The organism is Microbulbifer elongatus, from assembly GCF_020524885.1.
Taxonomy (GTDB): Bacteria; Pseudomonadota; Gammaproteobacteria; order Pseudomonadales; family Cellvibrionaceae; genus Microbulbifer; species Microbulbifer elongatus_A.
Window position 1 is genome coordinate 977,319 of the sequence record NZ_JAIVKJ010000001.1, and the last position, 12,966, is coordinate 990,284.

A 12,966-nucleotide genomic window follows, 5' to 3' on the forward strand; every position below is an offset into this window, starting at 1 on the left:
TTGGCGTGGCCTCAGGCGCACCCCTTGCGAGCCTATACTTCCAGCTCCCCGAGTAATGTGGTATAAAGCGCGCCGCTTCGGGCGGTGCCCGGGCGAAAACAATCAAACCGGGGCGGGATTTTCCTTTGCCCTGAACAAACGCCGCACATATACCGGCACATTCTCCTGGGTGTCTTCACCGTCAGTTTTGAAGGTGGGGATTGGTGAATGGGGTATATGGAGGATGTAACCCGAGAAGCGAACGGTAGTTTTAAAGTCCGCCGCTTCTATGTGAAAACTGAGGTTTATTATGCCGCAAGTCAGCATGCGCGATATGCTGCAGGCTGGTGTCCACTTTGGTCACCAGACCCGCTACTGGAACCCCAAGATGGGTCAATTCATCTTTGGTGCCCGTAACAAGATTCACATCATCAACCTGGAGCACACTGTTCCGGCCTTCAACGAAGCTCTGCAAATCATCAAAGGCATGGCTGCGCAGAAGAAGAAGGTTCTGTTTGTTGGCACCAAGCGCGCTGCGCAGAAGTCCATCAAAGAACAGGCCGAGCGTGCAGGTCAGCCCTACGTCAGCAACCGCTGGCTGGGTGGTATGCTCACCAACTACAAAACCATCCGCGCTTCCATCAAGCGTTTCCGCGATCTCGAAGCCCAGTCTCAGGACGGCACTTTCGAGAAGCTGACCAAGAAAGAAGCCCTGATGCGCACCCGTACCATGGAGAAGCTTGAGCGCTCCATCGGTGGTATCAAGGACATGGGTGGTCTGCCCGACGCACTGTTCGTGATCGACGTTGAGCACGAGCGCATCGCTATTCAGGAAGCCAACAAGCTGGGTATCCCTGTGATCGGTATCGTTGATACCAACAGCAGTCCTGAAGGCGTTGACTACGTAATTCCTGGCAACGATGACGCCATCCGCGCCATCAAGCTGTACACCACTGCGGTGGCCGACGCTGTTGTGGCGGGTGCTGCCGAAGCTGGCGGTGCTGCTGCGCAGAGCGAATACGTAGAAGCGAGCGACGATCAGGCTGCTGCTGACTCCTAATTGTTGAGTCATAGCCGCAGGCTACTGGCGGTGTAACATTATTGGGTTACGCTGCAGGGAAAAGGGGCCACTTATCCGGCCCCTTTTTTTCAAATCCATCAAAGAATTTGAATCTGAACCCGAGGATTGAATCATGGCGATTACCGCGTCAATGGTAAAAGAACTGCGCGAGCGCACCGGCCTGCCGATGATGGAGTGCAAAAAAGCACTGACTGAGGCCGATGGTGATATCGAAAAAGCGATTGAAGATCTGCGCAAGGCTTCCGGCCTGAAAGCGGCCAAGAAAGCTGGCCGTACCGCTGCAGACGGCGTTGTTGCCGCCAAAGTTGCCGAAGATGGCAGCTACGGTGTTCTGGTAGAAGTGAACTCTGAAACTGACTTCGTGGCCCGCGATGACAACTTCCAGGCGTTTGTTGGCAAGGTTGTCGACAAGGCATTTGCTGACCGTCAGGTTGACGTTGCAGCACTGATGGAAGGTGAGCTGGAAAACGCTCGCGAAGCGCTGGTACAGAAAATCGGCGAAAACATTGGTGTGCGTCGCATTCAGCTGGTTGAAGCGCCGGTGGTTGGTGCCTACGTTCACTCCAACAACCGCATTGCATCAATCGTAGCCCTGAGCGGTGGCGATGTTGAGACTGCACGCGATGTAGCCATGCACGTAACCGCGGTTAACCCGCAGGTTGTAAAGCCGGAAGATATGTCCGAAGAAGTGCTGGAGAAGGAAAAGGAAATCATCAAGGCGCAGCCGGATATGGAAGGCAAGCCAGCCGAGATCGTCGAGAAGATGATGGGCGGCCGTATCAAGAAGTTCCTGAAAGAGAACAGCTTGGTAGAGCAGCCTTTCGTTAAGAACCCGGACGTTACCGTAGCCAAGCTGGTTAAGGATGCCGGTGGTGATGTTTCCGGCTTCGTGCGTTTCGAAGTAGGTGAAGGTATTGAGAAAGAAGAAGTGGATTTCGCAGCAGAAGTAGCTGCTCAGGTGAAATCCAGCTCTTGATGTCTGAATTGCCGGTGGCCTTGTGCCATCGGCGCCAGCGGGGTGCTCCCGGGGTGTTCATCAGAATACTGCCGGGGCACCCCGCTGTAGTATCTGGCCTGCGGACAATTTTTGTTCATTAATTGGGCGGTTGGGTTGTCGGCAGGGTGGAATATAGAGTTAATGGACCCCCTGAGCGGTGGGGCCATAGGTATAGCGCCGAATTTGTTGTAATGTTCGGCGGGCGCAAACAGGAATGCGGTTTGCGTCTCAACACAGAATTTAGCCCGTGACAGTTGAGGAACAAGGGATGCCAGGTATTAAAGACCGAAAGTACAAGCGAATCCTGTTAAAGCTCAGCGGAGAGGAGCTGATGGGCGAGCAGGGGTTTGGTATCAGCCCCAAAGTGCTGGACAAAATGGCACTGGAAATTGGCCAGCTGGTAGGGATTGGCGTGCAGGTCGGCCTGGTGGTCGGCGGTGGCAACCTCTTCCGCGGTGCGGCCCTGAATGCGGCGGGTCTCGACCGGGTAACCGGTGACCATATGGGCATGCTGGCGACGGTCATGAATGCGCTGGCCCTTCGCGATGCGCTGGAGCGCTCCAATATCTCTTCCCGGGTCATGTCGGCGATCCAGATGAGTGGCATTGTTGACCACTATGACCGCCGCGCCGCCATCCGCTACCTGGAGCGGGGAGAAGTGCTGATTTTTGCCGCCGGTACCGGCAACCCGTTTTTCACCACCGACTCCGCAGCCTGTCTGCGCGGTATCGAAATTGAAGCGGAGATGGTACTGAAGGCCACCAAGGTCGACGGCGTTTACTCCGCCGACCCGGTACTGGTGCCCGATGCCACCCGATACGATCGCCTCACCTATGACGAGGTGCTCGACAAAAAGCTCGGTGTTATGGATTTAACTGCAATCTGCCTCTGCCGTGAACACAACATGCCTGTGCGAGTATTCCGGATGGATAAGACCGGCGCGCTGCTGAACATTGTTGTGGGCGGTGAAGAGGGCACACTTATTGAAGAGGATGTGAATCAGTGATTGACGATATCAAGAAAGAAGCGGAAGGGCGCATGAAGAAGGCTCTGGAAGCGCTGGGCAGTAACTTCAACAAGATCCGCACCGGCCGTGCACACCCGAGCATCCTCGATGGCATTCAGGTGTCCTACTACGGCTCCGACACCCCGCTGTCCCAGGTGGCCAACGTCACTGTGGAAGATGCGCGCACCCTGTCGGTAACCCCATGGGAAAAGAACTTGGTGCCTGATATCGAGAAGGCCATCATGAAGTCCGATCTCGGTCTGAACCCGAGTACCGCTGGATCCGTGATCCGTATTCCCATGCCGATGCTCACTGAAGAAACCCGCAAGAATTTCATCAAGCAGGCCAAGGGCGAAGCGGAGAGTGCGCGGGTATCCATCCGTAACAACCGCCGCGACGCGCTGGCGGAAGTGAAGGCGCTGGTGAAGGACAAGGAAATCTCCGAGGACGATGAGCGTCGTGCCGCGGATGAGATCCAGAAACTGACAGACAAATATGTCGGCGAAGTTGAAAAAGCGCTGTCGGTAAAAGAAAAAGACCTGATGGAAATCTGATGTCTACAGGCGGTACTGGTGAGACAGCGTTTGAGCGGTCGGGGCCTCGCCATGTTGCCATCATTATGGATGGCAATGGCCGCTGGGCAGCCCAGCGCGGCCTGTCCCCCTCAGCTGGCCACAAAGCAGGTGTTGAGCGGATTCGCGATCTGATCGAGGCCTGCAAGGGGCGCCACATCGAGGTGCTCACGCTGTTCGCTTTCTCCAGTGAAAACTGGCAGCGTCCACCCAAGGAGGTGGAGCTGCTAATGACGCTGTTTCACTCCTACCTGCGGCGCGAGGCGCGCAAAATGCGAGAGCAGGGTGTGCAACTCCGTGTCATCGGCCGCCGGGACCGCTTTTCGCAGCGATTGCAGCGCGCAATTGAGGAGGCCGAGACGCTGACCAGAGACGGCACGAGCGGCACTCTGGTGATTGCGGCCGACTATGGCGGCCAGTGGGATATTGCCCAGGCGGCCCGTTCACTCGCAGAAGAGGTGGCCAATGGCAGCCGCTCCGTGGAGTCAATTGACGACGTGGCGCTGGGTGAACGTGTACAGCTGGCTGACTTGCCGCCGGTGGATCTGGTGATTCGTTCCAGTGGCGAGCAGCGCATCAGCAATTTTATACTCTGGCAAGCCGCCTACAGTGAGTTTTATTTTACCGAAACCCTGTGGCCGGACTTCGACACGGAAGAACTAGACCTGGCGCTGGATGCGTACCGGCGGCGTGATCGCCGTTATGGCGGGCGCGATCCGGAAGGTCTGGAAGCACAGGCCTGAGGGCCGGGGTGAAACGGTCCCGGCTGAGCTCTCCGAGGCAGCCGGTCACCAGAATAAATTGATCAAGGGTTAAACGGTGCTAAAACAACGAATAATTACCGCGCTGGTGTTAGTCGCTCTTTTTCTGGGGCTTCTGTTCTGGGTGCCACTGCAATGGTTTTCGATAGCCATCGCTGGTGTCATTATTTTGGGCGGCTGGGAGTGGGCCAACCTTTCCAACCTGAACCGCGCTCTGCGGTTTGTATTTCTGGGTGCGCTGGGTGTGGCTCTGGTCGGCACTGCGCGCTATGTTTTCGATTTCGATTTTTCCAACCCTGATACTGATCGCGCGCGCCAGATACTGGCGGTGGCCTGCGGTTGGTGGGCACTGGCGTTTCTGTGGGTGCAGGGCTATCCCGCCAGCGCCATGCTATGGGGCAATCGCTGGGCCCGGGGGCTGATAGGCCTGGTGGTGCTGGTGCCGGCTTGGCTCTCTGTTGTGATTCTGCAAGGGCTGGAGCATGGTGCCTGGCTAGTGCTGTTTGTGGTGGCCGTGGTGGTTGCTGCCGATGTGGGTGCCTACTTCGTGGGGCGCAAGTTTGGCAAGCACAAGCTGGCGCGGGAAGTCAGTCCGGGGAAATCCTGGGAGGGTTTCTTTGGCGGCCTGGCGGCATGCCTCGTACTGGCGCTGGGAGTTTCGATTGCCTTTGACCTGCCCACCAAAAATACCATCCTGTTTACCTTCGGTGTTCTGGTGACCGCGCTGGCATCGGTGATCGGGGATCTGGTGGAGAGTATGTTCAAACGCCACCGGGGGATCAAAGACAGCAGCAGAATTCTGCCCGGCCACGGTGGCATACTTGACCGCCTGGATAGCCTTACTGCGGCCCTGCCGGTATTCACCATGGCGGCGCTGGCCAGTGAGCTCCCCAAGTATCTTTAATGGGGTGTATCGTGTCTGAATTTTGCCCTGCAAATGGGCCGTCAACGAAAGTTGGTCCCGCTATCGGCCTGATCCGATATGTCAGTGGGCCCTGAGGTAGTTCGTTTTCATGGTTTCCTCTACTCGTTCTTCCACTGCGCAACCCGTCTGTGTGCTCGGTTCCACGGGCTCCATCGGTGTCAGTACTCTGGATGTGCTGGCCCGTCACCCCGACAAGTATTCGGTTTTCGCCCTCACTGCCCGCGAACGGGTAGAGGAGTTGGCGCAGCAGTGTCGCAAATACGCTCCGCGCTATGCGGTGGTGCTGGAAGAGGAGAAGGCCGTCCAGCTGCGACAGGCTCTGAGCGGTGAGAATCTGCCGACGGAAGTGATGTGCGGTGTCGATGCCCTGTGTCAGGTGGCCTCCGACGCTCGGGTGGCTGTGGTCATGGCTGCCATTGTTGGTGCGGCGGGTCTTAAGCCTACCCTCGCTGCAGTGCGTGCAGGTAAGAAGGTGCTGCTGGCCAACAAGGAATCCCTGGTAATGGCGGGCCCGCTATTTATGTCCGCCCTGGCGGATAGCGATGCGCAGTTGTTGCCTATCGACAGTGAGCACAACGCCATCTTCCAGTGCCTGCCATACCCCTGCGAGAGCTTGCAGGACGCTGGTGTGGAGCGGATTCTGTTGACCGGTTCCGGTGGGCCTTTCCGCACTGCGGATCCTGCAGCCCTGGAATCGGTGACGCCCGATGAAGCCTGCGCGCACCCGAACTGGTCTATGGGTCGCAAAATTTCGGTGGATTCCGCGACCATGATGAATAAGGGGCTGGAGTTCATCGAGGCCTGCTATCTTTTTCACGCCAGCCCGGCTGAAATCCAGGTGGTGGTGCACCCGCAAAGTATCGTGCACTCGATGGTGCAGTACCGGGACGGCTCACTGCTGGCGCAGATGGGCAACCCGGATATGCGGACTCCCATTGCGCACGCCCTGTCTTTCCCGCAGCGTATCGACAGCGGGGTAGCGGCTCTGGACCTGATCCTTCAGGGGCGGCTCGACTTTGAGGCGCCGGATGAGGCCCGTTTCCCCTGTCTGCGCCTGGCGCGAGAGGCGATAGATGCCGGTGGCAGTGCGCCCACGACCCTGAACGCCGCCAATGAAGTGGCTGTTGAAGCCTTCCTCAATGGCCAGTTGCCGTTCACCGGGATTGCCCGGGTGATCGAAAAGGTCATGAAAACCAGCGAAGTGGTTGAACTGACAGACCTGGATGCAGTCGAACTCGCTGACCGGATCGCTCGCGAGCGGGCCAGCGAAATACTGAAAGATCTGTACGGCTCCTGCAGTGCCGATAGCACCCACAGGGGGCAGCCGTGCCCGCAATCGAGATCAATGTAAACTGACCCCATGTTAGATTTCATACAAACTGCAGTTTGGGCCTTGATCGCCCTTGGTGTACTGGTGAGCTTTCACGAGTTTGGTCACTTTATTGTGGCGCGCTGGTGTGGGGTCAAGGTACTGCGTTTTTCCGTGGGCTTCGGTAGGCGGCTGTTTTCCCGCTATGACCGTCACGGTACGGAATTCACTATTTCAGCCATCCCGCTTGGTGGTTACGTAAAAATGCTCGACGAGCGCGAGGGGAATGTTGCGCCGGCGGAGCTGGATCAGGCCTTCAACCGCAAAAGCGTCTGGCAGCGCATGGCGATCGCCGCAGCGGGTCCTGTTGCCAACTTCTTGCTGGCCATTGTGTTGTTCTGGGGTGTATTCCTTGGCGGAACCTCCGGTGCTGTACCTATCGTCGACAAGGTTGAACCGGGCAGTCTGGCAGCATACGCCGGGCTTGAATCCGGTCAGGAAATCATCGCGGTAGACGATCATGCCACGCCTACCTGGCAGGCGCTGAACTGGCAGCTCGCCAATCGACTGGGCGATACGGGGCATATCAAGTTCTCTGTGCGCTACCCGGACTCGTCCCTTGAATACCACATGTACGCGGATGTAGAGCGCTGGCTCGCGGGACAGGAGGTGCCTGACCCCTTGCAGGAAATCGGCATCTCCCTGTGGACCCCTTCGGTAAGCATGGAGCTGGCCCAGGTAGTTCCGGGCAGTCCAGCGGAGCGCGGCGGGCTGCAGGCTGGAGATGAGATTGTCGGCAGTGACGGTCGCCAGTTCGAGAGCTGGGACGCCTGGACCAGCTATATCAAGGCGCGCCCGGAGCAGGTGGTCGAAGTGACGGTTTTGCGCGGTGGTGTCGAGCAGCGCGTGTCGGTCACCCCCGACATGGTAAAACTCGACACCGGAGAGGAAATCGGTCGTATTGGTGTATTGCCGGTGGCGACTTCATGGCCGGAGGAACGGGTGCGCCGCTACCACTACGGCGTACTGGGGGCCTTCAACAAGGGCCTTGAGGAAACCTGGAGTAAAACGGTCTTTACCCTCGACAGTCTGAAAAAACTGTTGTTTGGGCAGCTGTCCACTCGCAACTTGAGCGGTCCAATCACCATTGCTAAAGTGGCCGGCACTTCGGCGGACGCAGGGTGGCAGTCATTCCTGTCTCTGCTGGCACTGCTCAGTATCAGCCTTGGAGTGTTGAACCTGCTGCCTATCCCGGTTCTCGACGGTGGACACCTGCTCTATTACGGTATTGAAGCCATCAAGGGCTCGCCGGTGTCGGAACGGGTGCAAATGATTGGATTGCAGGTGGGAATGGCTATGGTGCTCGGCATCATGGCGCTGGCGTTGTACAACGACATTTTGCGCCTTTAGAGGTTGGCTTCCGATCGGAGCAGGTCGGAGCCAGAGAAGTATGTACGGGCGAAAGGCCCGGCTGGAATTGCGAATAACAACTCGGAATTAGTAGATGAAGAATTTCCTGAAAGCGGCTTCGCTCGGCCTGGCTTTGCCTGTTGCTGCGTACGCGCAGTCGTTTGTGGTCAACGATATTCGCGTTGAAGGTTTGCAGCGTGTTTCTGCTGGCAGTGTATTTGCCGCTCTGCCGGTACGGGTTGGCGACCAGATTGAGAGTCTGGAGATCCAGAGTGCCACCCGCGCGCTGTTCCGCACTGGTTACTTTCAGGATATCCAGATAGGCCGCGAGAACGGTGTTCTGGTGATCACCGTGCGCGAGCGCCCGGCCATCTCCAAGATCGAGATCACTGGTAACAAGGCGATCAAGACCGAAGATCTGCTGAAAGGCATGAACGATAACGGCCTTGCTGAAGGGCAGATCTTCAAGCGCGCCACCCTTGAGGGGCTGGCCCAGGAGCTGCAGCGCCAATATGTTGCCCAGGGTCGCTACGGTGCCAGTGTGAAAACCGAGGTCAAGGAGCTGCCCCGCAACCAGGTAGAACTGAAGGTGGTAGTGGATGAGGGCTCCGTCGCCGCCATCAAGCACATCAATATTGTCGGCAACAGCGCTTTTTCCGATGAAGAACTGGGCGAAATCTTCGAACTGCAAACCACCGGTTGGCTGTCGTGGCTGAACAGCGATGACAAGTATTCCCGCGAGAAGCTCACCGGCGACCTGGAGCGTCTGGAGTCCTACTATCTGGACCGCGGTTATCTCGAGTTCAAAATTGACTCTACCCAGGTGTCTCTGAGCCCGGACAAGCAGAGCGTATTTATCACCGTCAATATTACCGAGGGCGATATTTACAAGGTTTCCGACGTGGAACTCGCGGGCGACCCTGTGGTATCCGAAGAGGAAATCCGCCGCCTGTTGCTGGTACGTAAGGGACAGACGTTCTCGCAGGTATTGATGACCACTACGTCTGATTACATTACCAAGCGCCTCGGTAACGAAGGCTATACCTTTGCCGAAGTCAACGGCATGCCAGAGGCCAACGAAGAAGATAAGACCGTAAAAGTCACTTTCTTTATTGACCCGGGCAAGCGCGCTTATGTGCGCCGGATTAACTTCCGTGGCAATACTCGTACTTCTGACGATGTGCTGCGCCGCGAAATGCGTCAGATGGAATCTGCTTCTGCATCTTCTGCGCGTATTGAGCAGTCCAAGGTACGCCTGGAGCGCCTGGGTTACTTCAAAGAAGTACAGGTGGAAACCACAGAAGTGCCCGGCACTTCCGACCAGATCGATGTGGAGTACACCGTAGAAGAGCAGCCTTCCGGAACTATCGGTGGTACCGTGGGTTACGCTCAGGGCAGCGGCCTGGTGCTGGGTGCCAACGTCCAGGAAAACAACTGGCTGGGTACCGGTAAGTCCGTTGGTTTTGCGGTGAATACTTCCAGGTACCAGTCGGTGGTGAATTTTTCTTACACCGACCCATACTTCACTCCGGATGGTGTAAGTCGTGGCTTTAATGTGTTCTATCAGGAACGCGATTACTCCGAGATCAACCTCTCCAGCTACAACACCACCACCTATGGTGCGGGCCTCAGTTTCGGCTACCCGATTTCCGAAATTTCGCGGGTAGGTTTGAATATCGGTTTCAATCACCTGGAATTGAGTACGCAGCTCAATTCGGTTAAAGAGATCAGTGAGTCGCCGACACCTATCGAGGGAGTCGATTCGGTATATCTCAACTCCGCTGCAAACAACCAGGCAATTGCCGATGCAATTGAAGCGGGTCAGGCGCTCGATTTGAGCATGCCGGTAATGCCCGATCAGCTGAACACGGACTTGAACGGTTTTGTAGACCTGTACGGTGATGAGTTCGATACCTGGTCTTTGACCACCTCCTATGCCCGTTCCACGCTGAACCGAGGCATTCTTGCAACCCGTGGTGCATCTCAGCGAGCCTCGGTGGAGATTGCGCTTCCTGGCGGCGACCTCGAGTATTACAAGTTTATTTACACGGCTCAGTATTTCCGCCCGCTGACCAAGGACCTGACACTGCGTTTGCGCACGCGTGTCGGTTACGCTGAGGGCTATGGTGATACCGATCAGCTGCCATTTTTCGAAAACTTCTACGGCGGTGGCTTTGGTTCCGTACGTGGATTCGAACGTAATACTTTAGGTCCACGCTCTACACCAGCGACTCCTTATTTGTTGACGCCGGCGTCCGTGAGCACAACGTCTTCAGTGGCGCCCTGTGCGGTGGATGAAGAAGGGCTTGTCACCAAACGGTGTTACATAGAAAGTGAAATCGATGGTGAGCTGGCGGTGCAGCCAAACAGCCGCGAGCCGCAACCTTTCGGTGGCAATATTCTGGTAGAGGGTAGTGCCGAGGTGATCTTCCCGATCCCCTTCGTAAAAGACCAGCGCTCCATGCAGTCGGCATTTTTCATCGACGCGGGTAATGTTTTCAGCACCAACTGTGGTGTATCTCAGCTGAACTGTTACGATATCGACGCCAAATACCTCAATGTCTCGGCAGGGATAGGTTTGACGTGGATCACCGGTTTTGGCCCGCTCACTTTCAGTCTCTCTAAAGCACTGGAAGAGAACGACGACGATGAGGTTGAAGTGTTCCAGTTCTCACTGGGCAACAGCTTCTAATTGATAATAAACCTGCGCTCCCGAGGGCGCCGATTACGGACAGAGATACGGAGAATAAACGTGTTCAAATTTGTTAAAGCAAGTGCAATTTTACTGGCGAGCCTGCTGTTTACCGGTGCGGCTGTAGCACAGACCAAGGTCGCGGTGGTCAATATCCAGGCTGCGATCATGAGCACTGAAAAAGCTACCTCCAAGATCAATGCCCTGAAAACCAGCTCTGAGTACTCCCAGCTGCAAAACAGTGCGGAAAGCATTCGCGCAGAAGTGCAGAAATTGGCTGAGGACGCGCAGAAAAATGGCGTGACCTGGTCTGATGAGCAGAAGGCTGAGCAGCAGCGCAAAATGAATTTCAAGCGTTCCGACTTTGAGACTGCGGTTAAGAAGCTGCGTGCGATGGAAGGCCAGGCGGTTCAGGATCTGCAGAAGGAGCTTCTGCCAAAGGCCAAGACCGCGCTGGAAGAGGTGATCAAGGAGCGCAAGCTGGACCTGGTTCTGGATGCCACTTCTGCAGTATACGCAGGGGCCAATGCAAATCTCACCGAAGAGCTGGTGAAGCGACTAAACGCTGCAAAATAATCGTCAACGAACTGTTATCGGAACCTCAGTATGAGCGAGCGGCCAACACTGGCGCTGTTGGCGGAGAAGCTGGGCGCGGATTTGCGCCTGGCGGCGGGGGCCAGCGACTCGCTGGTGCCCTCGGGGCTCAATACCCTGCAAGACGCCAACGAAAATGAAGTCAGCTTTCTGGCCAGTGCAGCCTATAAGCGCTTCCTTCCCTCGACGCGCGCCTGTGCAGTGCTTGTGACCGAAGAGCAGGCTGAGGCCTGCCCGGTTACTGCGCTGGTTATTCCCAACCCCTATCAGGCCTTTGCACTGGCGACGTCCGTTTACGACCGCACGCCTCAATATGCTGCGGGTATTGATCCCTCTGCGACGGTCGACCCCAGCGCTGATGTGCACGAAACCGCCTATATTGGCCCGGGCACCGTTATTGAGGGCGGCGCCCAGATCGCCGAAAGTGCGGTAATCGGCGCGGGTAGCTTTGTTGGCGCCGGCAGTGTTGTTGGCGCGCGCAGCCGCTTTTTCCCCAATGTGGTGGTGTATCACGGATGCTTCATCGGTGCTGACTGTATCATTCACAGCAACACCGTTATCGGTGCGGATGGTTTTGGTTTTGCGCCCAGTGGCGGCAAGTGGACCAAAATCCATCAGCTGGGAGGAGTGGAAATAGCGGATGAAGTCGAAGTAGGCGCAAATACCTGCATCGATCGTGGCGCACTTGGCAATACTGTGATCGGGCACGGGGTCAAGATCGACAATATGGTCCAGATCGCTCACAATGTGCAGATTGGTGACTACTCAGCCATGGCTGCCTGCTCTGCGGTGGCGGGCAGCGCCATAATTGGAAAACACTGCACCATCGCCGGTGGTGTGGGCATCGTCGGTCACGTGACCGTGGCTGACCGCAGTCACGTTACTGCAAGGACGCTGGTCACCAAGTCCATTGAGGAAGCCGGCTCCTATTCCAGTGGTACTCCTTTCTCAGACAGTCGCTCCTGGCGCCGCAATGCGGTTCGCTATGGACAGCTGGACCAGATGGCGCGACGCCTGAACAGCCTGGAAAAGGCATTTCAGCAGGTTGCACCAGATGTCCCTACTGGGAGAGAGGCGCCAGACAAGTCACCGTAAGGTGGTAGGGATCGAGGCCGGGTAACTGCCGGTCTCTCAAACACAGATTTTTATTCGTAAATTCGGGGCGTTAGGCGCCCCGAAGTGGTTTCTGGGGACATATCGTCATGATGGACGTACAGGAAATTCGTCAATACCTTCCGCACCGCTATCCTTTTCTTCTGGTAGACCGGGTTGTTGAGCTGGAAGAGGGCAAATTGATCAAGGGCTACAAGAATATCTCGATCAATGAAGAGGTATTTAATGGTCACTTTCCGGAAGTACCGATTTTTCCCGGTGTGATGATCGTGGAGGCGCTAGCGCAGGTGTCCGGAATTCTGGGCTTCAAAACCCTTGGTCAGAAGCCGGAAGACGGTTATTTGTATTTGTTCGCGGGTATCGACAATGTGCGTTTCAAGCGACAGGTAGTTCCGGGCGACCGTTTGCAGCTGGAGTCCGAAGTGGTATCCGAGCGCCGCGGAATCTGGAAATTTGCCGGTAAGGCCAGTGTGGACGGAGAACTGGCAGCGTCCGCGGATATTCTCTGCGCAGTCAAGAAAATCTGA

12 protein-coding genes are annotated in these 12,966 nt (G+C 56.5%); all 12 read left to right on the forward strand.

Going from position 1 to position 12,966, the window contains the following annotated elements; all coding sequences use genetic code 11:
- Positions 1-289 precede the first annotated feature (289 nt).
- The 12 genes from rpsB to fabZ all read left to right on the forward strand — a co-directional run bounded on the left by rpsB (position 290) and on the right by fabZ (position 12,966).
- The gene (gene rpsB, locus LC059_RS04105; protein ID WP_226702545.1) at positions 290-1,039 is read left to right on the forward strand and encodes a 30S ribosomal protein S2; all 750 of its coding nucleotides are present in this window, start codon (positions 290-292) and stop codon (positions 1,037-1,039) included.
- A 133-nt stretch (positions 1,040-1,172) separates the two neighbouring features.
- The gene (tsf, locus tag LC059_RS04110; RefSeq protein WP_226702546.1) at positions 1,173-2,036 is read left to right on the forward strand and encodes a translation elongation factor Ts; all 864 of its coding nucleotides are present in this window, start codon (positions 1,173-1,175) and stop codon (positions 2,034-2,036) included.
- 289 nt (positions 2,037-2,325) lie between these two features.
- Positions 2,326-3,063, forward strand: a complete 738-nt coding sequence (gene pyrH, locus LC059_RS04115) for a UMP kinase (protein WP_226702547.1) — start codon at positions 2,326-2,328, stop codon at positions 3,061-3,063.
- Positions 3,060-3,617 (forward strand): ribosome recycling factor, encoded by a 558-nt coding sequence (gene frr / locus LC059_RS04120; RefSeq protein WP_226702548.1) that lies wholly within the window; start codon positions 3,060-3,062, stop codon positions 3,615-3,617. The genes pyrH and frr overlap by 4 nt, the downstream gene beginning before the upstream one ends.
- Complete coding sequence (gene uppS / locus LC059_RS04125) at positions 3,617-4,378, forward strand: polyprenyl diphosphate synthase (protein ID WP_226702549.1); 762 nt, start codon at positions 3,617-3,619, stop codon at positions 4,376-4,378. The genes frr and uppS overlap by 1 nt, the downstream gene beginning before the upstream one ends.
- 76 nt (positions 4,379-4,454) lie before the next feature.
- On the forward strand, positions 4,455-5,300 hold the full coding sequence (locus LC059_RS04130; protein WP_226702550.1) for a phosphatidate cytidylyltransferase: 846 nt from the start codon (positions 4,455-4,457) through the stop codon (positions 5,298-5,300).
- 109 nt (positions 5,301-5,409) lie between these two features.
- A complete protein-coding gene (gene ispC, locus LC059_RS04135) occupies positions 5,410-6,672 on the forward strand; it encodes a 1-deoxy-D-xylulose-5-phosphate reductoisomerase (RefSeq protein ID WP_226702551.1) in 1,263 nt (420 codons plus the stop codon).
- Positions 6,673-6,681: 9 nt separating this feature from the next.
- On the forward strand, positions 6,682-8,040 hold the full coding sequence (gene rseP, locus LC059_RS04140) for an RIP metalloprotease RseP (RefSeq protein ID WP_226702552.1): 1,359 nt from the start codon (positions 6,682-6,684) through the stop codon (positions 8,038-8,040).
- Between the two features lie 94 nt (positions 8,041-8,134).
- Complete coding sequence (gene bamA / locus LC059_RS04145; RefSeq protein WP_226702553.1) at positions 8,135-10,732, forward strand: outer membrane protein assembly factor BamA; 2,598 nt, start codon at positions 8,135-8,137, stop codon at positions 10,730-10,732.
- A gap of 60 nt (positions 10,733-10,792) precedes the next feature.
- Positions 10,793-11,308 (forward strand): OmpH family outer membrane protein, encoded by a 516-nt coding sequence (locus LC059_RS04150; RefSeq protein WP_226702554.1) that lies wholly within the window; start codon positions 10,793-10,795, stop codon positions 11,306-11,308.
- 30 nt (positions 11,309-11,338) lie between these two features.
- Complete coding sequence (lpxD, locus tag LC059_RS04155; protein WP_226702555.1) at positions 11,339-12,421, forward strand: UDP-3-O-(3-hydroxymyristoyl)glucosamine N-acyltransferase; 1,083 nt, start codon at positions 11,339-11,341, stop codon at positions 12,419-12,421.
- A gap of 107 nt (positions 12,422-12,528) precedes the next feature.
- Positions 12,529-12,966 (forward strand): 3-hydroxyacyl-ACP dehydratase FabZ, encoded by a 438-nt coding sequence (gene fabZ, locus LC059_RS04160; protein ID WP_078084816.1) that lies wholly within the window; start codon positions 12,529-12,531, stop codon positions 12,964-12,966.

What these genes read in the sequence shown, in the direction of transcription:
- rpsB (WP_226702545.1), top strand. Translation starts at nt 290, where the DNA reads ATGCCGCAAGTCAGCATGCGCGATATGCTGCAGGCTGGTGTCCACTTT.
- tsf (WP_226702546.1), top strand. Translation starts at nt 1,173, where the DNA reads ATGGCGATTACCGCGTCAATGGTAAAAGAACTGCGCGAGCGCACCGGC.
- pyrH (WP_226702547.1), top strand. Translation starts at nt 2,326, where the DNA reads ATGCCAGGTATTAAAGACCGAAAGTACAAGCGAATCCTGTTAAAGCTC.
- uppS (WP_226702549.1), top strand. Translation starts at nt 3,617, where the DNA reads ATGTCTACAGGCGGTACTGGTGAGACAGCGTTTGAGCGGTCGGGGCCT.
- ispC (WP_226702551.1), top strand. Translation starts at nt 5,410, where the DNA reads ATGGTTTCCTCTACTCGTTCTTCCACTGCGCAACCCGTCTGTGTGCTC.
- rseP (WP_226702552.1), top strand. Translation starts at nt 6,682, where the DNA reads ATGTTAGATTTCATACAAACTGCAGTTTGGGCCTTGATCGCCCTTGGT.
- bamA (WP_226702553.1), top strand. Translation starts at nt 8,135, where the DNA reads ATGAAGAATTTCCTGAAAGCGGCTTCGCTCGGCCTGGCTTTGCCTGTT.
- lpxD (WP_226702555.1), top strand. Translation starts at nt 11,339, where the DNA reads ATGAGCGAGCGGCCAACACTGGCGCTGTTGGCGGAGAAGCTGGGCGCG.
- fabZ (WP_078084816.1), top strand. Translation starts at nt 12,529, where the DNA reads ATGATGGACGTACAGGAAATTCGTCAATACCTTCCGCACCGCTATCCT.